General features: G+C 72.8%; 25 protein-coding genes. 20 read left to right on the forward strand and 5 right to left on the reverse strand.

What is annotated here, in order from left to right:
• The first annotated feature begins 10 nt into the window (after positions 1 to 10).
• The 8 genes from FBY23_RS06300 to FBY23_RS06335 are packed head-to-tail and all read left to right on the forward strand — an operon-like array spanning position 11 to position 6,488.
• A complete protein-coding gene (locus FBY23_RS06300; protein ID WP_141797371.1) occupies positions 11 to 1,210 on the forward strand; it encodes a cytochrome P450 in 1,200 nt (399 codons plus the stop codon).
• Complete coding sequence (locus FBY23_RS06305; RefSeq protein ID WP_141797372.1) at positions 1,210 to 1,425, forward strand: ferredoxin; 216 nt, start codon at positions 1,210 to 1,212, stop codon at positions 1,423 to 1,425. Before FBY23_RS06300 ends, FBY23_RS06305 begins: the two co-directional genes overlap by 1 nt.
• Positions 1,418 to 2,644 (forward strand): CoA transferase, encoded by a 1,227-nt coding sequence (locus FBY23_RS06310; RefSeq protein WP_141797373.1) that lies wholly within the window; start codon positions 1,418 to 1,420, stop codon positions 2,642 to 2,644. Before FBY23_RS06305 ends, FBY23_RS06310 begins: the two co-directional genes overlap by 8 nt.
• Complete coding sequence (locus tag FBY23_RS06315; RefSeq protein ID WP_222117746.1) at positions 2,641 to 3,873, forward strand: CaiB/BaiF CoA-transferase family protein; 1,233 nt, start codon at positions 2,641 to 2,643, stop codon at positions 3,871 to 3,873. Before FBY23_RS06310 ends, FBY23_RS06315 begins: the two co-directional genes overlap by 4 nt.
• Positions 3,870 to 4,463, forward strand: coding sequence for a MaoC family dehydratase N-terminal domain-containing protein (locus tag FBY23_RS06320; protein WP_141797375.1), 594 nt, complete (start codon positions 3,870 to 3,872; stop codon positions 4,461 to 4,463). The genes FBY23_RS06315 and FBY23_RS06320 overlap by 4 nt, the downstream gene beginning before the upstream one ends.
• A complete protein-coding gene (locus tag FBY23_RS06325) occupies positions 4,460 to 4,927 on the forward strand; it encodes an acyl dehydratase (RefSeq protein ID WP_141797376.1) in 468 nt (155 codons plus the stop codon). The genes FBY23_RS06320 and FBY23_RS06325 overlap by 4 nt, the downstream gene beginning before the upstream one ends.
• Positions 4,924 to 6,084, forward strand: coding sequence for a thiolase family protein (locus tag FBY23_RS06330; protein ID WP_222117747.1), 1,161 nt, complete (start codon positions 4,924 to 4,926; stop codon positions 6,082 to 6,084). Before FBY23_RS06325 ends, FBY23_RS06330 begins: the two co-directional genes overlap by 4 nt.
• A gap of 5 nt (positions 6,085 to 6,089) precedes the next feature.
• On the forward strand, positions 6,090 to 6,488 hold the full coding sequence (locus tag FBY23_RS06335; RefSeq protein WP_141797377.1) for a Zn-ribbon domain-containing OB-fold protein: 399 nt from the start codon (positions 6,090 to 6,092) through the stop codon (positions 6,486 to 6,488).
• Here FBY23_RS06335 and FBY23_RS06340 read toward each other — a convergent pair.
• A complete protein-coding gene (locus FBY23_RS06340; protein ID WP_222117748.1) occupies positions 6,478 to 7,557 on the reverse strand; it encodes a zinc-binding dehydrogenase in 1,080 nt (359 codons plus the stop codon). The two genes, FBY23_RS06335 and FBY23_RS06340, sit on opposite strands and share 11 nt — an antisense overlap.
• 124 nt (positions 7,558 to 7,681) lie before the next feature.
• Here FBY23_RS06340 and FBY23_RS06345 point away from each other — a divergent pair, with 124 nt between their 5' ends.
• The 9 genes from FBY23_RS06345 (at position 7,682) to FBY23_RS06375 (ending at position 17,749) form a co-directional block, all read left to right on the forward strand.
• Positions 7,682 to 8,482, forward strand: coding sequence for an enoyl-CoA hydratase/isomerase family protein (locus FBY23_RS06345; protein WP_222117749.1), 801 nt, complete (start codon positions 7,682 to 7,684; stop codon positions 8,480 to 8,482).
• Positions 8,479 to 10,146, forward strand: a complete 1,668-nt coding sequence (locus FBY23_RS26380; protein ID WP_222117750.1) for an AMP-binding protein — start codon at positions 8,479 to 8,481, stop codon at positions 10,144 to 10,146. Before FBY23_RS06345 ends, FBY23_RS26380 begins: the two co-directional genes overlap by 4 nt.
• Before the next feature lie 3 nt (positions 10,147 to 10,149).
• A complete protein-coding gene (locus tag FBY23_RS26385) occupies positions 10,150 to 11,043 on the forward strand; it encodes a CoA ester lyase (protein WP_222117751.1) in 894 nt (297 codons plus the stop codon).
• Positions 11,040 to 12,074, forward strand: coding sequence for a zinc-binding dehydrogenase (locus tag FBY23_RS26390; RefSeq protein WP_222117752.1), 1,035 nt, complete (start codon positions 11,040 to 11,042; stop codon positions 12,072 to 12,074). Before FBY23_RS26385 ends, FBY23_RS26390 begins: the two co-directional genes overlap by 4 nt.
• Before the next feature lie 63 nt (positions 12,075 to 12,137).
• Positions 12,138 to 13,382 carry a TRAP transporter substrate-binding protein gene (locus FBY23_RS06355; protein WP_141797379.1) on the forward strand — a complete coding sequence of 415 codons (1,245 nt, stop codon included), beginning with the start codon at positions 12,138 to 12,140 and terminating at the stop codon, positions 13,380 to 13,382.
• The gene (locus FBY23_RS06360) at positions 13,379 to 14,545 is read left to right on the forward strand and encodes an acyl-CoA dehydrogenase family protein (RefSeq protein WP_141797380.1); all 1,167 of its coding nucleotides are present in this window, start codon (positions 13,379 to 13,381) and stop codon (positions 14,543 to 14,545) included. Before FBY23_RS06355 ends, FBY23_RS06360 begins: the two co-directional genes overlap by 4 nt.
• Complete coding sequence (locus tag FBY23_RS06365) at positions 14,545 to 15,012, forward strand: MaoC family dehydratase (RefSeq protein WP_141797381.1); 468 nt, start codon at positions 14,545 to 14,547, stop codon at positions 15,010 to 15,012. Before FBY23_RS06360 ends, FBY23_RS06365 begins: the two co-directional genes overlap by 1 nt.
• Complete coding sequence (locus tag FBY23_RS06370; RefSeq protein WP_222117753.1) at positions 15,009 to 16,991, forward strand: NAD(P)-binding protein; 1,983 nt, start codon at positions 15,009 to 15,011, stop codon at positions 16,989 to 16,991. The genes FBY23_RS06365 and FBY23_RS06370 overlap by 4 nt, the downstream gene beginning before the upstream one ends.
• Positions 16,988 to 17,749: an SDR family NAD(P)-dependent oxidoreductase gene (locus FBY23_RS06375; protein WP_141797382.1), complete on the forward strand. Its 762-nt coding sequence runs from the start codon at positions 16,988 to 16,990 to the stop codon at positions 17,747 to 17,749. The genes FBY23_RS06370 and FBY23_RS06375 overlap by 4 nt, the downstream gene beginning before the upstream one ends.
• Here the strand turns inward: FBY23_RS06375 and FBY23_RS06380 are convergent.
• Genes FBY23_RS06380 through FBY23_RS06395 form a run of 4 tightly spaced genes read right to left on the reverse strand, consistent with a single transcriptional unit; the run spans position 17,692 to position 21,451 of the window.
• Positions 17,692 to 18,669: a zinc-binding dehydrogenase gene (locus FBY23_RS06380; RefSeq protein WP_222117754.1), complete on the reverse strand. Its 978-nt coding sequence runs from the start codon at positions 18,667 to 18,669 to the stop codon at positions 17,692 to 17,694. The two genes, FBY23_RS06375 and FBY23_RS06380, sit on opposite strands and share 58 nt — an antisense overlap.
• 18 nt (positions 18,670 to 18,687) lie before the next feature.
• A complete protein-coding gene (locus FBY23_RS06385) occupies positions 18,688 to 19,476 on the reverse strand; it encodes a crotonase/enoyl-CoA hydratase family protein (RefSeq protein WP_260805785.1) in 789 nt (262 codons plus the stop codon).
• On the reverse strand, positions 19,473 to 20,231 hold the full coding sequence (locus FBY23_RS06390; protein WP_141797384.1) for an SDR family NAD(P)-dependent oxidoreductase: 759 nt from the start codon (positions 20,229 to 20,231) through the stop codon (positions 19,473 to 19,475). The genes FBY23_RS06385 and FBY23_RS06390 overlap by 4 nt, the downstream gene beginning before the upstream one ends.
• 23 nt (positions 20,232 to 20,254) lie before the next feature.
• On the reverse strand, positions 20,255 to 21,451 hold the full coding sequence (locus tag FBY23_RS06395; protein WP_222117755.1) for a thiolase family protein: 1,197 nt from the start codon (positions 21,449 to 21,451) through the stop codon (positions 20,255 to 20,257).
• Between the two features lie 99 nt (positions 21,452 to 21,550).
• On the opposite strand from FBY23_RS06395, the gene FBY23_RS06400 reads away from it, so the two are divergent.
• The 3 genes from FBY23_RS06400 to FBY23_RS06410 are packed head-to-tail and all read left to right on the forward strand — an operon-like array spanning position 21,551 to position 24,620.
• On the forward strand, positions 21,551 to 22,705 hold the full coding sequence (locus tag FBY23_RS06400; protein WP_222117756.1) for an acyl-CoA dehydrogenase family protein: 1,155 nt from the start codon (positions 21,551 to 21,553) through the stop codon (positions 22,703 to 22,705).
• 38 nt (positions 22,706 to 22,743) lie between these two features.
• Positions 22,744 to 23,871 carry an acyl-CoA dehydrogenase family protein gene (locus tag FBY23_RS06405; protein ID WP_141797385.1) on the forward strand — a complete coding sequence of 376 codons (1,128 nt, stop codon included), beginning with the start codon at positions 22,744 to 22,746 and terminating at the stop codon, positions 23,869 to 23,871.
• Entirely contained in the window at positions 23,871 to 24,620 is a 750-nt protein-coding gene (locus FBY23_RS06410) for an SDR family NAD(P)-dependent oxidoreductase (protein WP_141797386.1), read from the forward strand. Before FBY23_RS06405 ends, FBY23_RS06410 begins: the two co-directional genes overlap by 1 nt.
• Positions 24,621 to 24,631: the final 11 nt, after the last annotated feature.

The raw sequence follows: 24,631 nt of genomic DNA on the forward strand, positions 1-24,631 counted from the left end.
CCCCATCCCCATGACCGAGACCCGCCGCGGCTGCCCGGTGAGCCACACCGACTACACCGGTCACGCCCCGATCCTCAGTCACTACGGCCTGCTCGACGCCGATCGCGAGGAGGCGCGCTTCCTCTTCAACGACACGACCGAGCGCGGCTTCTTCATGCTGCAGCGGTACGACGACGTGCAGGAGGGCTTCCAGCAGCACGAGAACTGGACCACCGCGGTCCGCAGCGCGCTCCGCCCCGGCCTCGGCGAGCCGCTGCTGCCGCAGGACCTCAACGGCCAGCAGCACGTCAAGCTGCGCCGGATCCTCAACCAGTTCTTCGCGCCCGCCGCCGTCCGCCGGATGGAGCCGATGGCCAAGCAGCGCTGCATCGAGCTGATCGAGGAGCTGAAGGACGCGGGGGAGTGCGACTTCGTCAAGGAGTTCGCGATCCGCTACCCGACCGACATGTTCCTCGCGCTGCTCGGGCTCCCGGTCAGCGACGGCGAGCAGTTCCTCGAGTGGTCCGACGCGTACTTCGGCGCGCTCCTCGCCGGTGACCCCGGCCGGGCCGAGACCGCCAAGACCAGCATCATGAAGTACTTCGACGAGGCGGTGAACGAGCGTCGCGCCAACCCGCGCGACCCCAAGGAGGACATGGTCTCGCGGCTGGTCCAGGCCCGCATCGACGACGAGGCGCTGACCCACGACGAGATCCTGACGATCTGCCTGACCCTGATGCTGGCGGGCCTCGACACCACCCGCAGCGCCCTCGGCTACATCTACGCCCACCTCGCGCAGAACCCGGCCGACCGGCAGGCCCTCATCGACGACCCGACCTTGATCCCCAAGGCGGTCGAGGAGTTCCTCCGCCTCTACCCCCTGGTCTTCCAGGCCGGGCGAGAGGTGCAGGAGCCGCAGGACTTCAACGGCCTCGAGGTCGAGGCGGGCGACGTCGTCTGGCTCGGCATCGCCCAGGCCAACCGCGACCCGCGCAAGTTCGAGAACCCCGACCGGTTCGACGTCGCGCGCCACAACGCCAACCAGCACCTCGCCTTCGGCGGCGGGCCGCACCGCTGCCTCGGCATGCACCTGGCCCGCCTCGAGCTGAAGGTCGTGCTCGAGGAGTGGCACCAGCGCATCCCGGAGTACCGGATCAAGCCCGGCACCGAGCTGACCGAGCGGGGCGTGCAGCTCAGCATGTCCTCCCTGCCGCTGGAGTGGAGCGCGTGATGTTCATCGCGATCGACGAGACCAAGTGCATGGGCCACGGCCGCTGCTACGCCGTTGCCGAGGACCTGCTCTCCGACGACGACGAGGGCTTCGTCGCCGAGCGCGGCCGCTGCTGGGAGCTGCCGGCCGACCTCGTGGCCCAGGCCCAGGATGCCGCCGACGCGTGCCCCGAGGGTGCGATCGCGGTCACGGAGACCGCCGCCGCCGATGCTTGAGCACCTGCGCGTCCTGGACCTCACCGACGAGCGTGGGCTGCTCTGCGGCCGACTCCTCGCCGACCTCGGCGCCGACGTCGTCCAGGTCGAGCCCGCCGGCGGATCGACCGCTCGGCAGGCACCCCCGCTTCCCGGGACGTCGCCGACGACGTCGATGTTCTGGGAGACCTACGCCGCCGGCAAGCGCGGTGTGGCCGTCGACCTCGACCGGGCCGAGGAGGTCGCGCGGCTGCGCCGCCTGGCCGGCGCCGCGGACGTCGTGGTCACCTCCTGGCCGCGCGCCCTCCTCGAGCGGCACGGCCTCGACCCAGCGACGCTGCGCGCCGAGCGTCCCGAGCTGGTCTGCACCGTGATCAGCGCCTTCGGCTGGGACGGCCCGAAGGCGGCCTACGCCGACACCGACCTCGTCGTATGGGCCGCCGGCGGGCCGCTCGCCCCGCACCGCGACGGCGACCTGCCGCCGCTGCGGATCAGCGTGCCGCAGGCCTACCTGCACGCCGCCGCCGACGCGGCCGCCGGCACCATGCTCGCCGTCCTCGCCCGCGGCACCAGCGGTCGCGGCCAGGTCGTCGACGTCAGCGCCCAGGAGGCCGTCGGTGTCGCCACCCTCGCCCGGGTGCTCGCGACCGCGGTCGGCGACGACCACCCCGAGTGGCAGACCACGCCGGGCCAGCGCACCGGTCGCACCGACCAGAGCGGCAGTGGCGCGGCCACGCCCAACAGCCTCAAGAAGTGGCACTGCGCCGACGGCATGGTCGAGCTGCACCTCTCGATGGGGCCGGCCGCCGGCGGCTTCACCAACAACCTGTTCGCCTGGCTGGCCGAGGAGGGCGCGGTCCCGGAGCCGATCGCGGCCTGGGACTGGAAGGTGCTCCCCGAGCGACTGGTCTCCGGCGAGCTGACCCACGACGACCTCGACGAGGCCCGCGCCGCGGTACGCGCCTTCCTGCTGCGCAAGACCAAGGCCGAGGTGCTCGACGCCGCGATCAGGCGCAGGCTGTTGTGCATGGCGATCTTCGACATGGCCGACATCGCGGGCAGCCCGCACCTCGAGGAGCGCGGCTTCTGGGGCCAGGTCGACATCGGCGACCAGGACGTCCGGATCCCTGGTCGGATCGCCCGGGTGCGAGGTCCCGAGGGCCCGCGGGTCCGAGGTCGCGCACCGCTGCACGGCGAGCACACGGACGTCGTACTCAAGGAATGGCTGGGACAACCGTGAACGACCACCAGGGCGACGCGCTCGCCGGACTCAAGGTCCTCGACCTCTCCTGGGTCGTGGCCGGGCCGCTGATCGGCCGCACTCTCGCCGACTTCGGCGCCCGGGTCGTGCGGGTCGAGTCCAGCGTCCGGGTCGAGACCGCCCGGCTGATGCAGCCCTTCCACGGCGGCGTCCAGGACAAGGAGGGCTCGGCGCTCTTCGGCAACTGCAACGCCGGCAAGCTCGGCCTCACCCTCGACCTGAAGTCCGCCGAGGGACAGCAGGTCGTGCGCGACCTGGTGGCCTGGGCCGACGTCGTCGTCGAGTCCTTCTCGCCCGGCCAGCTCGCCCGGTGGGGTCTCGACTACGACACGCTGCGGGCCGACAAGCCCGACCTGGTCATGCTCAGCACCTCGATCGCCGGCCAGGACGGGCCGTGGTCGACGCTCGCCGGCTTCGGCAACGTCGGCTCGTCGCTGAGCGGCTTCCAGCACCTGACCGGCTACGCCGACCGGCTGCCGATGGGCACCTTCGGTCCCTACACCGACTACGTGGGCCCGAGGCTCGCCCTCGTCACGCTGCTCGCGGCGCTGGAGCACCGGCGTCGCACGGGCGAGGGCGCCTACATCGACGTCAGCCAGGTCGAGGCCGGGATCTTCTTCCTCTCGCCCCAGGTCGCCCACTTCGGGTACGACGGCACCGTCGCCGAGCGCCACGGGAACCGCGACGAGCAGCTCGCCCCGCACGGCGTCTTCCCCTGCCGGGACGAGGGTGGAGCCGACCGCTTCGTGGCCGTGGCCGTCCGCGACCACGCCGACTGGCGGGTCCTGGCCCGGGCGATGAGCCGCCCGGACCTGGCCGACCGCGCCGACCTCGAGACCGCCGAGGGGCGCCGTGCCGCCGCCGACGAGCTCGAGGCCGCCGTTGCCGACTGGACCGCTGGCCGGCGGGCCGAGGAGGTCGAGCGGGTCCTCCAGGACGCCGGCGTCCCCGCGCATCTCGCGGTGACCAGCGACGACTACCCGGGCGACGCCCAGCTCGCGCACCGCGGGCACCTGGTCGAGCTGCCGCACCCCCGGCACGGCACGACCGTCGTGGAGGGCCCGCGCTACGCGCTCTCCGAGACACCGGGCCGTCCGCGCGCGGCTGCACCGACCCTGGGCCAGCACAACGAGCAGGTCCTCACCGAGATCCTCGGCTACGACGCCGACCGGATCGCCGTTCTCACCGAAGGAGGGATCCTGCGATGACCGCCGCCGTGGACACCGCGGACTGGAAGGCCGACTGGCAGGAGGTGGTCGACGCGATCGGCCGCGACTTCGCCGAAGGCTCGATCACGTGGGGCGGCGACGCCGTCGAGCGCGGCGGCATCCGCCGCTACCTCGAGCCGCTCGAGCTCGACTGCGCGCTGCACACCGACCCGGAGGTCGCCCGCGCCGCCGGGTACGCCGACGTCACCATGCCCGCCACCGGCGTCATCTCCTGGACCATCCCGGCCGCGTGGACACCCGGCCAGGTGCTCTTCGACAGCGCCGAGCGCGACGCGCAGCCCGTGCACAGCGCGATCAACAACGCCGACATGACGCTCGGCCCGCGCACCACCGGCTTCTTCGGCACCGACATCGAGGTCGACTTCCTGCGCGACGTGGTCGCCGGCGAGCGGATCGGCCGCCGCGGGAAGCGGCTCGTGGCCTGCACCCCGAAGGAGACCGGTGTCGGCCGCGGCGCCTTCATGACCTGGGAGAGCGAGATCGTCACCGGCGAGCTCGAGGTGGTCGGCCGGATCCGGATCGGCACCTACGCCTACGTCCCGCACGCGGTGAAGGAGGACGTGTCGTGACCGCCCCGACCCTCGAGGGCCGCTGGTTCGAGGACGTCGTCGTCGGGGAGCAGCTCCCCGAGGTGGCGCTCCCGTTGACCGTCTACCGGCTCGTCATGGCCGCCGGCAGCAACCGCGACTTCAACTCGATCCACCACAACTCGGAGTACGCCCGCGCCACCGGCGCCGAGGAGATGTACGCCAACACCTCCTTCCTGATGAGCTCGTGGGAGCGCAGCGTCCGCGACTGGGCCGGCCTGACCGGGCGGATCCGGGCGATCCGCGGTTTCCGGATGCGCTCCTTCAACCACGTCGGCGACACCCTGCGGGTCCTCGCCGAGGTGAGCGCCACCCGCGTCGACGGACCGGTCGGCGTGGTCGAGATCGCCATCCGCTGCGAGAACCGTTCGGGCGTCAGCGTCGGTCCCGGCATCGTCGAGGTCGAGCTGCCTCGGCGCACCACCACACAGGAGGAGAGCGCGTGAGCGCCGCCATCGTCGGACTCGGCATGACCGAGATGGGCAAGGTCTTCGGACGCACCGCCACCGACTTCGCCGTCGAGGCGATCAGCCGCGCCGCCGCGGACGCCGGGCTCGGCCTGGGCGACATCGACGGCCTCTACGTCAACCCGGGCGTCAAGAACGACACCGACCTGCGGCTGCAGTCGACCCTGCAGATGCGCAACACCCGCCTGCTGGCGACGATCCAGGGCTTCGGTTCCTCGGCCGGCCAGATGGTGCAGTACGCCGCTCTCGCGATCGAGGCCGGCATGGCCGACGTCGTCGCCTGCGTCTACGCCGACGCCCCGCTCAAGGAGGGCAAGCGCGCGGGTGCGTCGTATCCAGGACAGGCGCGGGCGATGGAGGGCGTCGGCTCGCTGCCGTTCGCGGCCGGGTTGAAGGCCGCCCCGGAGCGGTACGCCGTCGCGGCCCGGCGGCACATGGAGGCCTACGGCACCACGAGTGAGCAGCTCGGTGCCGTCGCCGTGGCCGCTCGGCAGTGGGCGGCGATGAACCCCGCCGCCCAGATGCGCGAGCCGATCACGCTCGAGGACCACCAGTCCTCGCGGATGATCGCCGACCCGCTGCGCCTGCTCGACTGCTGCCTGGTGAGCAACGGGGCGGTCGCGATCATCGTCACCAGCGCCGAGCGCGCAGCGAGCCTGAAGCAGCCGCCCGTGCACGTGTGGGGCTGGGGCCAGGGGCACCCGGGCTACGTCAACCGCCGCGGCAGCGAGTTCGGCCTGGTCACCGGCGCCGCCCAGTCCGGTGCCGACGCGCTGAAGATGGCCGGGGTCGGCGTCGACGAGATCGGCGTTCGCGAGCTCTACGACTGCTTCACCTACACGACCCTGGTCACGCTCGAGGACTACGGTTTCTGCGGGAAGGGCGAGGGCGGCGAGTTCGTCGCCAGCGGCGCGATCGCGCCCGGTGGCTCGCACCCCACCAACACCGGCGGCGGCGAGCTGTCGTCGTACTACATGTGGGGCATGACCCCGCTCTCCGAGGCCGTCATCCAGGCGCGCGGCCAGGCCGGCGAGCGTCAGGTGCCCGACCACGACCTCGTCATGGTCAGCGGCAACGGCGGCGTCCTCGACTTCCACTCCACCCTCATCCTCAGCCCCCACCGGAAGACGAGGTGACCGCGATGTCCCTGGCTCCCGTCGTCCGCGACGACTTCTCCGCCCCCTTCTTCGAGGCGTCCGCTGAGGGCCGGCTGATGCTCCGCTACTCACCCTCCAGCGGCGAGTGGTCCGAGCCCGCTGCTCGGTTCTGCTCGCTCACCCAGGCCGACGACCTCGAGTGGCGCGAGGCCACGGGCCGCGGTTCCCTCGTGTCCTGGACGGTCAAGCCCGGCCGACCGGTCGACGGCCGGCCCGCGATCGACACCGTCATCGGGATCGTGGAGACCGAGGAGGGCCCCTGGCTGTCCCTGCAGCTCCCCGACGCCGACCTCACGCTGCTGCGGGTCGGGGCGCCGGTCGAGGTGGCGTTCGTGCAGCCGGAGGGCAGTGAGCACCTGCCCGTGGGCCTTCTCAGAAGCTGACGATCGTCCGGGCCGCGGTGGCGCCGTCGATCCCGTCCAGCGCGTCGGCCAGACCGTCGAGGGAGACGGTGGCGCCCTGCAGGGCGTCGAGGTCGAGGCGGCCGGAGAGGTACATCTCGGCGTAGAGAGGGACGTCCACGCGCAGCTGGGTCCCGCCGAGGCGCGAGCCCTGGAGCCGCTTCTCGGCGAGCAGGTCGGTGGCGGGGATGGTGATCGTGTCGCCGGGGCGGGCCAGGCCGACGACCGTCGCCGTACCCCTGGTCCCGAGCATGGCGAAGGCCTGGGTGATGGTGGCCGGCAGGCCGACCATCTCCAGGGCGTGGTCGACGCCGCCGGTCAGGTCGAGGACGGCGGCGACCGGGTCGACCGCGCTCGCGTCGACCACGTCGGTGGCGCCGAGGCGGCGGGCCAGGTCGAGCTTCTCGGGCATCCGGTCGATCGCGACGATCCGCGAGGCGCCCGCGAGGACGGCGCCCTGGACGGCGCTCAGGCCGACGCCGCCGCAGCCGACGACGGCGACCGTGTCGCCCACCCGGACGGCGGCGCTGTGTCGCACGGCGCCCAGGCCGGTGATCACCGCGCAGCCGAGCAGCGCGGCCTTGTCGAGCGGCATGGCGGGGGGAACCCTGGCCACGCTCGAGGCCTGGACGAGCATCTCCTCGGCGAAGCTGCCGATCCCGACGAACTGCGCGACGGGCCGGCCGTCGAGGGTGAGCCGGGGGGTGCCGTCGGCACGGGTGCGGGCCAGGTCGGTGCAGTGCTGGGGGAGGCCGCGGCTGCACCACGAGCAGCTGCCGCAGGAGCCGGCGGGGGCGACGACGACGTGGTCGCCCACCGCCAGCCCGCGCACGTTGCTGCCGACCTCGACGACGACACCCGCGGCCTCGTGGCCGAGCACGGCGGGCAGGCCGAGGGCCGGGTTGCCGCCGGTCTGGCCGTGGCGGTCCGAGTGGCAGATGCCGGTCGCGGCCGTGCGGATGCGCACCTCGGCGGGCGCGGGCGCGTCGACGTGGACGTCCTCCAGCACCACGGGCTGGTCGAACTGGTGGAGCACGGCGGCCTTCACCACGGGGGTTCTCCTCTTCACGACGGGGCTTGCCTGGGTGACCGACGCTACCGTAGATTGCTGATCATCAAAACCATGGATTCGGGCTCAGGTGAGACCCGCCATGGCTGAGCCGAGAGGAAGCCGCGTGTCCGCGATCGACGTCGAGACCAGGGGATCGGTGCGGTGGGTGACCATCAACCGGCCCGAGCGACTCAACGCCTACGACCTCGAGATGGCGCGCACGATGATCGCGGCGTTCGAGGACGCCGCGTCGTACGACGCCGTCGTGCTCACCGGCGCGGGCGGCGCCTTCTGCGCCGGCGGTGCGCTCGACCAGCTCGGTGAGCCGGACCCCGAGCAGCTGCGCGCGCTGTTCACCGGCTCGCTGCGCCTCGTCGACGCGATCCGCGCCTGTCCCCGCCCGGTGATCGCCGCGGTCGACGGCCCGGCCGCCGGCGGCGGCAACGAGCTCGTGGTCGCCTGTGACTTCGCGATCGCGACCGAGCGCTCGACGTTCGGCCAGACCGGCCCCCGGGTCGGGTCCGCGCCGGTGCTCGGCGCGACCAACCTGATGGCGATCCAGATCGGCGAGAAGCGCGCCAAGGAGATGGCGATGCTGTGCCGCCGCTACTCCGCGCAGCAGGCGCTCGCCATGGGCCTGGTCAACGAGGTGGTGCCCGACGGTGATCTGGTCGAGGCCGTCGAGCGCTGGCTCGCCGAGATCGACCGGCTCAGCCCGCGCTACCTGGAGATCGCCAAGATCAGCTCCAACCAGTGGTGGAACCAGTCGAAGGACAACATGAGCTCCGGTCTCGGCATGCTCATCCAGGCCATCGGCAGCGAGGACATGCTCGAGGGCGCCAACGCCTTCCTCGACAAGCGCAAGCCCGACTTCCGCGCCGCCCGGCGCGCCCAGCAGAAGCCGACCGAGAAGGACGACCAGTGAGCCTCCGTCACTACCGCGACCTGCGGCCCACCTTCGCCGACCGTGCGCAGTGGGCCCTGCCCACCGTGCTGCGGCACCACGCCGCCGAGCGTCCCGACGCCGTGTGGCTGGACTGCCCCGAGGAGGGACGCACCTGGACCTTCGCCGAGACGCTCACCGCCGCCGAGCGGGTTGGGCGCAGCTTCCTCGCCGCCGGCGCCGAGCCGGGCGACCGGGTCGTCCTGGTGGCCCAGAACTCGTCGGCCTTCGTCCGCACCTGGATCGGCACGGCGGTCGCCGGCCTGGTCGAGGTGCCGATCAACACCGCCTACGAGCGGGACTTCCTCGCCCACCAGGTGAGCACCGTCGAGGCGACGCTCGCCGTCATCGACGACGTGTACGCCGCGCGCTTCGTCGCCGTCGCGGAGGCGGCCAAGTCGATCCGGAAATTCTGGGTCGTCGACACGGGCTCCCGCGACGAGGCGCTCGACACGCTGCGCCGGGCCGGGTGGGAGGCGGCGCCGTTCGAGGAGCTCGACGAGGCCGCCACCGCGCCGGAGGTCGTCGAAGGCTCCATCGCGCTGCCCGTCGTGCGCCCGCAGGACCTGGCCTCGGTGCTCTTCACGTCGGGCACCACGGGCCCGAGCAAGGGCGTCGCGATGCCGCACGCCCAGATGTACTTCTTCGCCGACGAGTGCGTCTCGCTGGTGCGTCTCACGCCCGAGGACGCATGGATGTCGGTGACGCCGCTGTTCCACGGCAATGCGCAGTTCATGGCGGCGTACCCGACGCTGGTCGCCGGCGCCCGCTTCGTCACCCGCAGCCGGTTCTCCGCGAGCCGCTGGGTCGACCAGCTGCGCGAGAGCCGGGTGACGGTCACCAACTTCATCGGCGTGATGATGGACTTCATCTGGAAGCAGGAGCGGCGCGACGACGACGCGGACAACCCGCTGCGGGTCGTCTTCGCCGCCCCGACCGCCGCCACGTTGGTGGCGCCGATGAGGGAGCGGTACGGCATCGAGGCCTTCGTCGAGGTCTTCGGGCTGACCGAGACCTCCGCGCCGATCATCTCGCCCTACGGCGAGGACCGGCCCGCCGGCGCCGCCGGCCTGGCCGCCGACGAGTGGTTCGACGTCCGGCTGGTCGACCCCGAGACCGACGAGGACGTCGCCGTCGGCGAGATCGGCGAGCTCGTGGTCCGGCCGAAGGTGCCGTTCATCTGCTCGATGGGCTACTTCAACATGCCCGACAAGACCGTCGAGGCCTGGCGGAACCTGTGGTTCCACACGGGCGATGCGCTGCGCCGCGACGAGGACGGGTGGTTCTACTTCGTCGACCGCTTCAAGGACGCGCTGCGCCGCCGCGGCGAGAACATCAGCTCCTACGAGATCGAGACCTCGATCCTCGCCCACCCGGCGGTCGTCGAGTGCGCCGTGATCGCGGTGCCCGCGTCGAGCGAGGCAGGCGAGGACGAGGTGATGGCCTACGTCATCACGGGCGGCGACGCCCCGGTCCCCTCCGCCGAGGAGCTGTGGGCCCACTGCGAGGGCCGGATCCCGTCCTTCGCCGTCCCGCGCTACCTCCGCTTCGTCGAGGACCTCCCGAAGACGCCGTCGCAGCGGGTGCAGAAGGCCCGGCTGCGTGCGATCGGCGTCACCGCCGACACCCACGACCGCGAGGGCTGAGCCGTGCATCCGTACCGGACGGTCCTGTTCGTCCCGGCCCACAAGCCCGACTGGGCGCACAAGGCGCTGGCCTCGGGCGCCGACTGCGTGGTGCTCGACCTCGAGGACTCGGTGCCCCACGACCTCAAGCCCGCGGCCCGTACGACGGTCCGCGCGGCGCTGCCCGAGCTTCGGGCCGCGCGGCCCGAGGTCGGCCTCTTCGTGCGCCCCAACGCCCTGGCCACCGGCCTGGCGGGCGCAGACCTCGAGGCGGTCGTGTGCCCCGAGCTCGACGGCGTCTTCGCCCCGAAGATCAAGGACGCCACGGACGTGCTCCGGTGGGAGACCCTGATCGACTGGTTCGAGGTGCGCAACGGCGCCGCCGACCTGGAGATGATCGTGCCGGTCGAGATGGTCGACGCGATCACCAACTGCTTCGAGATCGCCGCCGCTTCGCCGCGGGTCGGCGCGATGATCGGGCCGACGTCCGAGCACGCCGACATCGCCCGCGCGGTCGGCTTCCGGCAGTCCCGCGAGGGCTCGGAGACCCTCTACCTACGCAGCCGGATCCTGCTCGCCTGCCGCCAGTTCGGGCTGCATCCGCTCACCGCGCTGTGGGAGGACCTGGCCGACCTCGACGGGCTGCGCCAGTTCGCCGACTACGGCTTCCAGCTGGGCTTCCGCGGCATGATCGCGATCCACCCGAGCCACGTCCCGGTCGTCAACGACGTGTTCACGCCGTCCGACGACGAGGTCGCCTACTACGAGGACCTCGTCGCCACCGTCGACGCGGCGGTCGTGCGCGGCGAGGGCGCCGTCCGGTTCCGTGGGCAGCACGTGGACCTCGCCCATGCCGACAAGGCCCGGGACTGGCTCGGCCACGCCCGCCTGGTGCGGGGGGACGCGCCGCGCCGGTGAGGGCGTTCGTCCTCGACCGTGACGGATGGGGCCTGCGCGAGGTCCCCGACCCCCGGCCGGGGGCCGGCCAGGTGGTCGTCCGCACGACGGCCGCGGGGCTGTGCCACTCCGACCTGACCCTGGCGGCACGGCCGCCCGACGCGCACCCCTTCGCACTGCCCCTGGTGCTCGGACACGAGCTCGCCGGCATCGTCGTCGAGCGAGGAGCCGGTGTTTCGGGTGACCTGGTGCCCGGCACGCCCGTGGTGGGCTACGGACCGCGCGGCTGCGGGCAGTGCGCGGCGTGCGCGACCGGCGCCGAGAACTACTGCCGGACGCCGGGACCGCGCTTCCCGCCCGGCCTCGGCGCCTCCGGTGCGCTGGCCGAGCTCGTCGCGGTCGACGCGCGCCACCTGCTCGCGGCGCCGCACGTCGCACCCGCTCAGGGTGCCGCGCTCAGCGACGCCGGGCTGACCGCGCTCCACGCTCTCGACCGTGCCCTCGCCGCGATCGGGCTTGCACCCGCTGAGCTCACCGTCGTCGTGCTCGGCATCGGGGGACTGGGCCACGTCGCCGTCCAGCTCGCCCGGCTGGCGGGGGCGGCCGTCGTCGCCGTCGACCGTCTCCCCGCCAAGCTCGACCTCGCGCGCCGGCTCGGCGCCGAGCACGTGCTCCCTGCCGGGCCGGGGCTCGCGGACGCCGTCAGGGAGCTGACCGGCGGCCGCGGCGCGGACGTCGTGATCGACCTCGTAGGGGCGGCCGCGAGCCTTGCCCAGGCGGGCGCGATGGTCGCCGTCAACGGTGTCGTCTCGGTCGTCGGCGTCGGCAGCGGCCGGCTCGCGGTCGGCATGCACGCGCTGCCGCTCGGAGTGCGCACCGACCTGCCGTTCTGGGGGACCCGCCCCGAGCTGGCCCGGCTGCTGGAGCTCGCCGCGTCGGGGCAGGTGCGGGTCGAGGTCGAGGAGGTCGCTCTCGACGACGTCGCGGCTGCGTACGACCGGTTGGCCGGCGGGGCCGTCCCGGGACGTGCGGTCGCGACATTCGGTCCTTGACCCGGGTTTTCAATTCCTGATAAGGATTATATCCATCAGCATCACGACGAAGGGTGGTCCCCCATGATCCGACGACCGTGGAAGGGGCGGCGCCGTGGCGCCGTGCTCACCGGCGTGACCGTCGCCTCGCTCGCACTCGCCGGATGCGCCGGCTCGGGCGCGACTGAGGAGACCAACGCGGGCGGTGCGAGCATCGAGTACGGCGCCGACAAGGCGGCGTACACCGAGGCGCTCGCGGACATGGACCCGGTCACCCTGGCCATCCAGTCCACCGGTCCCAAGGGCTCGGCGACCGGCCGGCGCTTCGAGGACTACGCCGCCGCCGTCGAGGACTGGTCGGGCGGCAAGATCGGCTTCGAGTTCACCTACTCGAACGCGATGGCTCCGCCCGACGAGGTCCACCTCGCGCTCGCCGACGGGCGGCTCGACATCGGCTCGGTGATGCCGGCGCTCGTCCCGGACGACCTGCCGGCGGCCAACGCGCTCGGCGACCTCAGCCACCTCGGTCGGCAGACGCCCGTGGACTGGATGCTCCAGTGGCACGGGATCATGCTGGACCTGGCCGCGGCCGCTCCCGACATCGACGAGGAGTACGAGCAGCACGGCATGAAGCTGCTGCTGCCGGCCTTCGGGTCCGGCGCCTACATGCCCTACTGCGCCGACCCGGGCACCTCGGCCTCGGCGCTCGACGGGCGCGGTGTCGCGAGCCAGAGCAAGGTCCAGAACAGGGAGGCCAAGGCCCTCGGCATGTCGCCGAGCTCGATCAGCTACGCCGAGATGTTCGAGGGGCTCGAGCGCGGGGTCATCGACTGCGCGTTCAGCACGGTCACCGGAGCCGCGCTGGGCGGCTTCATCCCCGCGGCCGCGCACGTCGCCTACGCCGAGGACGAGGGCTTCAACTCCCCGGCCGGGTCGATCGCGATCAGCCTGGCGCGCTGGAACGAGCTCCCGCTCGCGGCGCAGCAGCTGATGTACGACCGGCTCGACGTCCTCCTGCAGGCCAACTTCGAGGGAGCCTGGGACAACACGGCGGCCGCGGTCACCGCGATCCGCGACGCCGGGGGCGAGATGGCGCCCTTCGACGCGGACGCGGTCGCCCGGCTCCGGGACGTGCACGAGGCGGTCGAGACCGACGTCGCCCGGACCGCGGAGCAGGAGTGGGCCGAGCGCATCGACACGCTCGGCATCGACGGCGTCGGCACGACGTACGAGGACTTCCCGGCGTGGTACGCCCAGGGCGTCCCCGACCTGCAGCCCTACTTCAACGCCCTGTGGGACGGCTCGATGGGCGAGCGGCGGCCGTCGTGAGCTTCGATCCCGACCCGGTCCACGAGGACATCCGGCAGGGGATGCGCGACCTGTGCGCGAAGTTCCCCGACGAGTACTGGGCCGAGCGGGACGACCGGCACGAGTTCCCGTGGGAGTTCTACCGCGCCGTCACCGACGCCGGCTGGCTCGGCCTGACCATCCCCGAGGAGTACGGCGGCGGCGGCCTCGGCGTCACGGAGGCCGCCATCGTGGAGCGCGAGATCGCGGCGTCCGGCGCCGGGATGGGCGGATGCAGCTCGGTCCACATCGGGATCTTCGGCTTCGAGCCGATCCTCCACCACGGCAGCGAGGACCTGAAGCAGCGCTTCCTGCCGCGGGTGCCCGAGGGCGACCTGCAGATCTCGTTCGCGGTCACCGAGCCCGACGCCGGCACCGACACGACCAACCTGTCGACCTTCGCCCGCAAGGTCGACGGCGGCTGGCTGGTCACGGGCAAGAAGGTCTGGATCTCCAACGCCCAGCAGGCCGAGCGGATGCTGCTGCTGGCCCGGACCACGCCCAAGGACCAGTGCGCCCGTCGTACCGAGGGGCTCACGGTGTTCTTCGCGCCGGTCGACCGGGACCGGGTGACGATCCGGCCGATCCCCAAGATGGGCCGCAACTCGGTCGACAGCAACGAGCTGTTCATCGACGACCTCTTCGTCGCCGACGAGGACGTCGTCGGCGAGGTCGGCCGGGGCTTCGAGGTGATCCTCACCGGGCTCAACGCCGAGCGGGTCGTCGCGGCCAACGCGATGCTCGGCATCGGCGAGGCGGCACTGCGCCGCGGCGTCAGGTACGCCCGGGAGCGGGTCGTCTTCGGTCGGCCGATCGGCCAGAACCAGGGACTCTCCTTCCAGCTCGCCGAGGCCAAGATCCGGCTCGAGGCCGCCGACGCCGTGCTGCAGAAGGCGACCTGGCTGGTCGACCAGCAGCGGCCCTGCGGCGCCGAGGCCAACTACGCCAAGTGGCTGTGCGCCGAGGCCGGCTTCTACGCCGCCGACGTGGCGCTCCAGGTGCACGGCGGGATGGGCTACAGCAAGGAGTTCCACGTCGAGCGGTACTTCCGCGAGGCCCGGTTGATGCGCATTGCGCCGATCAGCCAGGAGATGGTGCTCAACTACGTCGCCGAGCACGTGCTCGGCCTGCCGAGGAGCTATTGATGCGCGGGCTGTACTTCGAGGAGTTCGAGATCGGCAAGGTCTACCGGCACGCCTTCCGGCGCACGGTGACCGAGATGGACAACGTCCTCTTCACGTCGCTGACCATGAACGTGGCGCCGATCCACCTCGACGCCGAGTACGCCAGGACGACGATCCACGGGCGGCCCCTGGTCAACAGTCTCTTCACCGTGGCGCTGATCGGCGCCTTCCACGTGCCCGAGCTGACCATGGGCACGACGCTGGGCAACCTGGGCTACGAGGAGGTGCGCTTCCCGGCGCCCGTCTTCCACGGCGACACGCTGCGCGGTGAGACCACGATCGTCGACAAGCGCGTGTCGCAGAGCCGCGAGGACTCGGGGATCGTGTGGTTCGAGCACCGCGGCTACAACCAGGACGACGTGCTCGTCATGTCCTGCAGGCGGGCCGGGCTGATGCTTCGCACACCGGCTGCGGAGGTGGCCCGGTGAGCGAGGAGTCCTACCCGCACGTCTTCTCACCGATCACGATCGGCACGATGCGGTTGCGCAACCGGGTGATGGTGCCGCCCCACGGCTCGGGCATCGGCAACCTGTGGGGCACCGAGGCCGAGGCCGAGGTGCACATGGCCTACTGGGAGTCGCGGGCCCTCGACGGCGCCTCGTGGATCGACGGCGTCCGCGGCCGGGTGCGCAACCCCGTGATCCCCGGCTTCGAGACGGGTGGCTACGGCGCCGAGACGCTCGGCAACTACCGCCAGCCCAACTACGTGGAGCGCGTCCAGGAGCTCGCACACCGGCTGCACCGGGCCGGCGCGGTCGTGACCAGCCAGCTCACGGTGATCGGCGGCGTCCCGCAGTCGCCCGGGCGGGTGCTCAGCTCGCCGCTGACCAGTGCGCGCCCGCACGTCATGTCGGTGGCCGACATCGCCGAGTACGTCGAGGAGTACCGCTACAGCGCCGAGCGTGCCCGCGCGGCCGGCCTCGACGGCATCGAGCTGCACCTCAACCACGACGACATGCTCGAGTGGTTCCTCTCGCCGCTCACCAACGACCGCGACGACGACTACGGCGGCCCGCTCGAGAACCGGGCCCGGTTCGCGGTCGAGGCGCTGCGCGCGGTGCGCGACGCGGTGGGCACCGATCTCACCGTCGGAGTCCGGTTCAACCTGCGCGAGGAGATGCCCGAGGGGTACGACGAGAAGGGCGGCATCGAGGTCGCCCAGCTGCTCGAGGCGACCGGGCTGGTCGACTACCTGCACGCCGTCGTCGGCTCGCCGTGGGGCGACCCGAGCTACATCCAACCGCAGTACTACGACGCCGCCCAGTGGTCCGTACTCGCGGGCCGGGTGCGCGAGGCCGTCACGCTGCCCGTGGTCTACGCCGGCCGGGTGACCACCGTCGAGGTGGCCGAGCAGGTGCTCGCCGCCGGCCACGCCGACGTCGTCGGCATGGCGCGGGCCTACCTGGCCGAGCGGGACCTGCTCGCCAAGGCCCGGTCCGGTCGTTCGTCGGAGGTGCGCCCCTGCGTGGGCGGCAACGACTGCATCAGCCGCCAGTACGCCGAAGGCCTGCCCTTCGGCTGCGCGGTCAACCCACACGTGAAGACCGAGGCGTCGGGCCGGTGGGGCGAGGGTGCGCTCGGGGTCGCGGCCACCCCGCGCGACCTGCTCGTGGTCGGCGCCGGCCCGGCCGGGCTCGAGCTCGCAGCGCTGGCCGCGGAGAGCGGCCACCGGGTGCGGGTGTGGGAGGCGGCCGAGCGGATCGGTGGCCAGCTCGCGACGGCCGCCCAGGCGCCGACCTTCGAGCGGTACGCCGACTACCTCACCTGGCAGTCGGCGCGACTGGAGCGGCTCGGCGTCGACGTACGGCTGGGGATGCGGGCGAGCGCCGACGACGTGGTCGCGGCCGGCGCCGACGTCGTCGCGATCGCCACGGGCGCCCGTCCGCACCGGCCCGCGCTGCCGGGGGTCGACCTGCCGCACGTGGCCGACGCGGCCGACGTCCTCGCGGGCACGGCGGAGCTCGGGCACCGGGTGCTCGTCGTCGCCCGGGACGACCACCTGCCGCCGCTCACCGTGGCCGACCTGCTCTCGGAGCGGGGCCACGACGTCACGCTCGTCTACGGCGCGGCCCAGCCCGGCCAGCTCCTCGGGCGCTACATCCTCGGTGGCATCCTCGCCCGCCTGCACCGGCGGGGCGTGCGCTTCCGCCAGCTCGAGGAGGTCCGCGCCATCCGCCCCGGCGGGGTCGACGTCCGTCACGTCTACACGTTCGCGACCACGGCGCTCGACGGCGTCGACTCGGTCGTCCTCGCCTGCGGCGCCGACAGCGACGCCGCCCTGCACGCCGAGCTGGTCGGCCGGGTGCCGGCGCTGCACCTGCTCGGCGACGCCTACGCGCCGCGCCGGCTGTCGTTCGCCACTCGCCAGGCCTACGCGCTGGCCGAGCTGCTGGCGGCCGCCCCGTGACCCGGCCGCGCGCCGCCCTGGTCGTGGGTGGTGCCGGTGCGATCGGGGCGGCGTGCGTGACGGCGCTGGTCCGCGACGGCCTGGCCGTGGTGGTCGCCGACCTCGACCCGGCCGCCGCCGAGGCGGTCGCCGCGGAGACGGGAGCCGCGGGCGCCGTGGCACTCGACGTGACCGCGCCCGAGTCGGTGCGCGACGGCATCTCAGCGGCCGTCGCGATCCTCGGCGGACTCGACGTCGCCGTGAACCTGGCGGCGGTCGGCGGGCCTGCCGTCCGGCTGCACGAGCACGACGACGCGAGCTGGGAGCGCGTCGTCGACGTCAACCTCAACGGCACCTTCCGCTGCCTGCGCGAGCAGGTCCGCGCGATGCTCGGCCTCGGCTCGGGCGGCAGCATCGTCGTCGTGTCGTCGGTCGGCGCCGAGGTGGGCTTCGCGGGGGCCGCGGCGTACTCGACCTCGAAGCACGCCCTGACCGGGCTGACCCGCTCCGCGGCCCTGGAGTACGCCGGCGACGGCATCCGGGTCAACGCTGTCGTGCCCGGCTTCGTCGACACCGCACTGCTCCGCTCACGGCGCTCGCCGACGCAGCTGCGCCGGCTCGAGGCGGCCCACGCCCTGGGCCGGCTGGCCGACGTGGCCGAGGTCGCCGAGGTCGTCGGCTTCCTGGCCTCGCCGGCGGCCGGCTTCGTGACCGGATCCTGCTACGGCGTGGACGGCGGCTTCCTGGCCGGCGACGCCGCACTGCTGACCGACGCGTAGCGGGCGACGACCCGCCCGGTCACCTCGCCGGCCCGTAGCCGGTCGAGGGCGGCCGGGATGTCGTCGAACCCGATCAGCTCGAGCGCGGGGGACAGGTCGCCCGACGCGAACATCTCGTAGACCGCGGCGATGTCGTCCACGGTGCCGCCGCGCGAGCCGAGCAGGGTGACCTGCTTGAGGATGAGGGCGTTGGTGGAGATCGTCGACTCCAGCCGGCCCATCCCCACCTGGACGACGCGACCGAACTCGCGCACGACCTCGATCGCCGCGGCCGTCGTGGTGCCGAAGCCCGCGAAGTCGACGACGACGTCGAGACCGACGTCGCGGAAGTCGGCGATGTCGCGGGTGACCGCGTGGACGCCGAGCTCGCGCGCCATCGGCCACAGCGACTCCTTCGGCTCCGCGGCATAGACCTGCGCCCCGCGCAGCACCGCGATCCGGGCGCCGACCTGTCCGAGCCCGCCGAGGCCGATGATGCCGACCTTGTCCCCGGGGCCGACCTCGCCGCGCACCACGACGGCGCGGTACGGCGCCCGCCCGGCGTCGGTGCCGGCGGCTGCCAGCTCGAACGAGAGCCCCTCGGGGACCGCGACCAGGTCGGCGGGGTCGGCCACGACGAACGGCCCGTAGCCACCGTCGCGGCCGAGGCCGGGTCGGGTGGTCCCGGCGGGGTTCACCGCGACCCGGTCGCCGGCCGACCACCCGGTCACGCCGGGACCGAGGTCGGCGACGACGCCCGCGACCTCGTGGCCGAGGGTCAGCGGGAACGGGCCGATCCGGTCGGTCCAGGTGGCGTCGTCGAGGATCCCGACGTCGGTGTGGCACAGGCCGGCGGCACGCACCTCGACCAGCACCTCGCCGGGCCCGGCGGTCGGCTCGGGCACCTCGGTGAGCCGCAGTGGCTCACCGGTGCCGGTCATCTGCCAGGCGTGCACCTCTCAGCTGCCCGTCCAGGCCGGCGTGCGCTTCTCGACGAACGCGAGTGCGCCCTCCTTCGCGTCGGCGGACTCGCGGACCGGGTTCACGAAGGCCTCCTGGCGGTCGAACTTCTCGGCCAGCGGCCAGTCGACCGAGCGCACCAGGACCTGCTTGGAGGCGGCGAGGGCGAGCGGCGCGTTCGCGGCCACCTCCTCGGCCAGCTCGAGGGCGGCGGCCAGCGCCTGGCCCGGCTCGGTGAGCCGGTTGACGAGGTGGACGCCGGCCGCCTCCGGGGCGGGCCACATGCGGCCGGTCAGCACCAGCTCCATCGCCAGGTGGTAGGGGATCCGGTGCTGGAGGCGGAGCAGGCCGCCGGCCGCGGCGGTCAGGCCGCGCTTGACCTCGGGGAGGCCGAACTTCGCGGCCGAGGATGCGACCACGAGGTCGCAGGAGAGCACGATCTCGAAGCCGCCGGCCAGGGCGTAGCCCTCCACCGCCGCGATGAGCGGCTTGGTCGGCGGCTGCTTGACCAGTCCGGCGAATCCCCTGCCCTCGACGACGGGGCGCTCGCCCCGGGCGAAGCCCTTGAGGTCCATGCCGGCACAGAACGTGCCGCCGGCACCGGTGATCACGGCGACGCTGAGGTCGGGCCGGTCGTCGAGCAGCTGCAGCGCCTCGGCGATCTGGTGGGCCATGGCCATCGACATGGCGTTCTTGGCGTCGGGCCGGTTCATGGTGAGCACGAGGACGCGGCCCCGCTCCTCCACCAGCAGGTCGGGCACGGTCATGGAGGTCTCCTGCTCGTTCATCGGGGGCTCATCCGGATGGCGCCGTCCAGGCGGATCGTCTCGCCGTTGAGGTACGGGTTCTCGACGATCTGCTGGGCCAGCATGGCGTACTCGTCGGGCTGGCCGAGGCGGGCCGGGTTCGGGACCTGGGCGCCGAGGCCGTCGCGGATCTCCTGCGAGAACCGGGCCAGGATCGGGGTGTCGAAGACGCCCGGCGCGATGGTGTTGACCCGGATCCCCTTGGTGGCCAGGTCCCGCGCCGCGACCAGCGTCATGCCGACCACGCCGGCCTTGGCCGAGGCGTAGGGGATCTGGCCGACCTGGCCCTCCCACGCGGCGACCGACGCGGTGAGCACGCACACGCCGCGCTCGCCGTCGAGCGGCTCGTTGCGGGCCATCCGGGTCGCGGCCAGGCGCAGCACGTTGAAGGTGCCGACCAGGTTGATGTCGACCAGCCGGCGGTAGAGGTCGAGGTCGCCCGGGTTGCCGTCGCGGTCGACGAGGCGCACCGTGCCGCCGCGGCCGGCGCAGTGGACCAGGGCCCGCAACGGGCCGTGCTCCTCGGCGACGTCCAGGGCCGCGTCGACGGCCGCGGGGTCGGTCACGTCGGCGGTGGCGAACGAGCCGCCGACCTCCTCGGCGAGCTCCTTGCCGAGCTCCTCGTTGAGGTCGAGGACGACGACGTGGGCGCCGGCGGCCGCGAGGCGGCGCACGGTCGCGGCGCCGAGGCCCGAGGCGCCTCCGGTGACGAGGGCGGATGCTCCGGTGAGGTTCACGATTCTCTCCTGGTCGGGGGCGGTCAGAGCCGCTCGATGATCGTTGCGTTCGCCATGCCGCCGGCCTCGCACATCAGCTGGAGGCCGTAGCGCTGGTCGTTGTCCTCGAGCGCGTGCAGCATCGTGGTCATCAGCCGGGCGCCGGAGGCGCCCAGCGCGTGGCCGAGCGCGATCGCACCGCCACGCGGGTTGACCCGGGCGGGGTCGACGGCGAGCTCGGCCAGCCAGGCGAGGGGCACCGACGCGAAGGCCTCGTTGAGCTCGACGTGGTCGATGTCCCCGAGCGCGAGGCCGGAGCGGGCGAGCACCTTGTGGGTCGCGGGGATCGGTCCGGTGAGCATGAGCAGCGGGTCGTCGCCCACCACGGCCATGCTGTGGACGCGGGCACGCGGGGTCAGGCCGAGGTCGGCGGCGCGCGCGGCCGACATGAGCAGCAGCGCGCTCGCACCGTCGGTGATCTGAGAGGAGTTGCCCGCCGTCACCGACCAGTCGATCTCGGGGAAGCGCTCGCCGAGCTCGGGGCTCGCGAAGACGGTGCCGAGGCCGGCCAGCCGCTCGACGGTCGTGCCGCGCCGGATCGTCTCGTCCCGGTCGAGGACGCCGGCCGGGGTGTCGATCGCGATCACCTCGCGGTCGAACGCACCGGCATCCTGGGCCGCCGCGGCCAGCTCGTGAGAACGGACGGCGTACTCGTCGAGCTCGGTGCGGGACAGCTTCCAGCGGGCCGCGACCAGCTCGGCGGCGACGCCCTGGGAGACCAGGCCGGGGGCGAACCGCTCGGCGACCCCGGCGCCGTACGGGTCCGCGCCCATCCGCGCCGAGCCCATCACGACCCGGCTCATCGACTCCACGCCGCCGGCGACGACGACGTCGGCCTCGCCCGAGGCGATCGCCTGTGCCGCGAAGTGCACGGCCTGCTGGCTGCTGCCGCACTTGCGGTCGATCGTCGTCGCGGGCACGTGGGCGGGCAGGCCCGCGCCGAGCCATGCCATCCGGCCCGGGGTCGCCGACTGCTCGCCGACCTGGGACACGCAGCCGACCATCACGTCGTCGACCGTGCCGGGATCCAGGGCGGGGGAGCGCTCCAGCAACGCCTGGAGCGTCTGGGCCAGCAGGTCGACGGGATGGACGTCGGCGAGCCCGCCGCCGGCCTTGCCGCGGCCGCTGGGCGTCCGCACGGCGTCGACGATCACGACATCGGAGAGGGTGCGTCCAGTCACCCCTAATGCTTATCATGATATTCATGAAGTGTCACGAGTCCTTGACACCGCCCGGGGTAGGGAATCTAGGATAATGATTACTACTTGAAGGAGGATGTCGTGCCGAACGACGAGTACGCGGAGATCCGGCAGCTCGCCGCTCAGGTCGCCCGCGACGTGTACGGGCCCGTGGCCGAGCAGATGGACGTGGACCGGACGCCCGTGTCGCGCGAGCAGCGCATGCAGCTGGGCGAGCTCGGCTTCCTCGGCATCACCCACCCCGAGGAGTACGGCGGCTCCGGAGCGCCCCTGGCGCAGGCCCTCGTCGTGGTCGAGGAGTTCGCCAAGGTGTGCCGACCCGCGGCCTTCCAGGTCTTCGAGGCCAACACCGGTCCCGCCCAGGTGATCGCCCACCTCGGCACCGAGGAGCAGAAGCAGCGCTGGCTGCCGTCGATCATCTCGGGGGAGCGGACCATGGCGGTCGGCATCTCCGAGCCGGACGCCGGCTCGGCCGCCACCGACATGCGCACCACCGCCAAGATCACCAACGGCACCGTCGTGGTCAACGGCAACAAGCGCTGGATCTCCAACGGCGGCGAGGCCGACCAGTACGTCGTCTACTGCCGCCTCTCCGATGCTCCCGGCGCGGGCGGCATCGGCGCGGTGGTCGTCGACAAGGGCACGCCCGGCTTCACCTTCGGCGCCGGCGAGCGCCTGATGGGCTTCCGCGGCATCCCGTCCGCAGACCTCTACTTCGACAACGTCGAGGTCCCCGAGGAGAACGTCGTGGTACCGGCCGGCGGATTCGGGAAGCTGTTCGGTGTCTTCTCGATCGAGCGCATGGGCAACACCACGATGAGCCTCGCCATCGGCCAGGCGGCGCTCGACAAGACGCTGCGCTACGTCGAGGAGCGCGAGCAGTTCGGCAAGGCGCTGATCGAGTTCCAGAGCATCCAGGTGATGGTCGCCGACATGGTGCTGCAGGTCGAGGCCGCCCGCCTGCTGCGCGACCAGGCGGCCGCCTCGGTCGACGAGCGCGGCATGCCCGACCCGCTCAAGGTCTCCCTGGCCAAGTGCACCGCCAACGAGATGGCCAAGCGGGTCACCGACCTGGCCATGCAGATCCACGGTGGCAACGGCTACACCGAGGAGTACGGCCTCGAGCGGCTGCACCGCGACGCCCACGGCTGGGCGATCGCGGGCGGCACGCCCACCATGCAGCGCATCCGGATCGTCTCCGAGGTGCTCGGCCGCAAGTTCGACCAGCGCCGCTGACCCGTGAGCGCCGCGGGAGCGGCAGTGAGGATGGATCCATGTTCGACCTGAGTCCGGAGCACCGGGCGGTCCAGGCCGCGGCGCGCGAGCTCGCCGCTGCCGTCGAGCCCTTCGCAGACGAGGCCGACGAGTACGTCGAGGTGCACCCCGGCGTGCGCAAGCTGCTCGCCGAGAGTGGACTGGCCCGCCACGTCGTCACCGCGGCGTACGGCGGAGCCAGCGACGAGCTCGACCCGCTGATGATCGCGGTGGTGCGGGAGGCGCTGATGTACTCCTCCGCCCACCTCGACTCGATGTTCGGGATGCAGGGCGTAGGCAGCTACTCGCTGTCGGTCGGCGGCTCGGAGGAGCTCAAGCAGCAGTGGCTGCCGAAGGTCGCCACGCTCGACGCGATCGCCGGCCTCGCCCTGACCGAGCCCGACGTCGGCTCGGACCTGCGGGCGATCACCACGACCGTGGTCGCCGACGGGGACGAGCTGGTCGTCAACGGCCGCAAGTCGTTCATCACCAACGGCGGCGCCGCCGACTTCTACTGCACCCTGGTGCGCGAGGGCGACGGGTGGTCGATGGTGCTGGTACCCGCCGACAGTCCCGGCCTCACGGTCGAGCGGGGCGCCGACCTGATCGCGCCGCACATCCTCGGCGAGCTGTCCTTCACCGACGTGCGCGTCCCGGCCGCCAACCGGCTGGGCGTCCCGGGCAAGGCGTTCTCGCTGATGCTGCAGACCCTGGCCGTGTTCCGGGTGACCGTCGCCGCCTCCGGCGTCGGCCTCGCCCAGGCCGCGCTCGACGAGGCCCGCGCCCACGCGCTGGCCCGCGAGCAGTTCGGCAAGCCGCTCATCGAGCTCGGCGCCGTCGCGCAGAAGCTGGCCCAGTCCTGGACCGACGTCGAGGCCGCCCGCGCCTTCGTCTACCGGGCCGCGGCCCTGGCCAAGGCCGACCCGCTCGGCCATCTCGACTACTCCTCGATGGCCAAGGTGCACGCGACCGAGGCCGCCGCCCAGGTGGTCGACCGCTCGGTGCAGACCATGGGCCGCTTCGGCCTGGTCCGGGGCTCGAAGATCGAGCGGCTCTACCGCAACGCACGGCCGCTGCGGGTCTACGAGGGCGCCACCGAGGTGCTGCTCGACTCGCTGGCCCGGCGGCTCGCCAAGGGCGCGCGCTGATGGACCTGCGCCTCACCGACACCGTCGTCCTGGTCACCGGGGCGAGCCGCGGCCTCGGCGCCGCGATGGCGGTCGCACTGGCCCGGGAGGGGGCGTACGTCGTCGCGGCGGCCCGCTCCACCGACAGCCTCGCCGAGGTGGCAGCGCAGGGTGGTGGGCGGATCTCGACGGTGGCGACCGACATGCGCGACGAGGACTCCGTCGCCGCGCTGGTGCCGGAGGTCCTGGCCCGCCACGGCCGGATCGACGGCCTGGTCAACAACGCGGGCATCGCCCCGGCCGGCAAGTTCGCGACCCAGGACCCGGCGATCTGGAAGGACGCGCTCGCGGTCAACGTGGTCGCGCCGATGCTGCTGGCCCAGGCCGCCGGCGTACGGATGATCGAGCAGGGTGGTGGGCGGATCGTCAACGTCGCCTCGACCACCGGGCTGCGGGGCAAGCCCTACCTGGTGCCGTACTCCACGTCGAAGGGCGCGGTGGTCCGGTTCACCGAGGCCCTGGCCGCCGAGTGGGCGGCCAAGAACGTCCAGGTCAACTGCATCGCGCCGGGCGCCTTCGTCACCGAGGCGCAGAAGGCGGTGACCGAGTCACCCGAGCTGCACGCCAAGCGGATCGCGAAGATCCCCGCCGGCCGGATGGCCGATCCGGCCGAGATCGTCCCGCTGACCTGCCTGCTCGTCTCGCCCGTGTCGGCCTTCACCACCGGAGCGACCTTCGTCGTCGACGGTGGCGAGTCCGGCAAGCTCTGACCTCCGACCCG

This window comes from Nocardioides sp. SLBN-35, from assembly GCF_006715725.1.
Taxonomy (GTDB): domain Bacteria; phylum Actinomycetota; class Actinomycetes; order Propionibacteriales; family Nocardioidaceae; genus Nocardioides.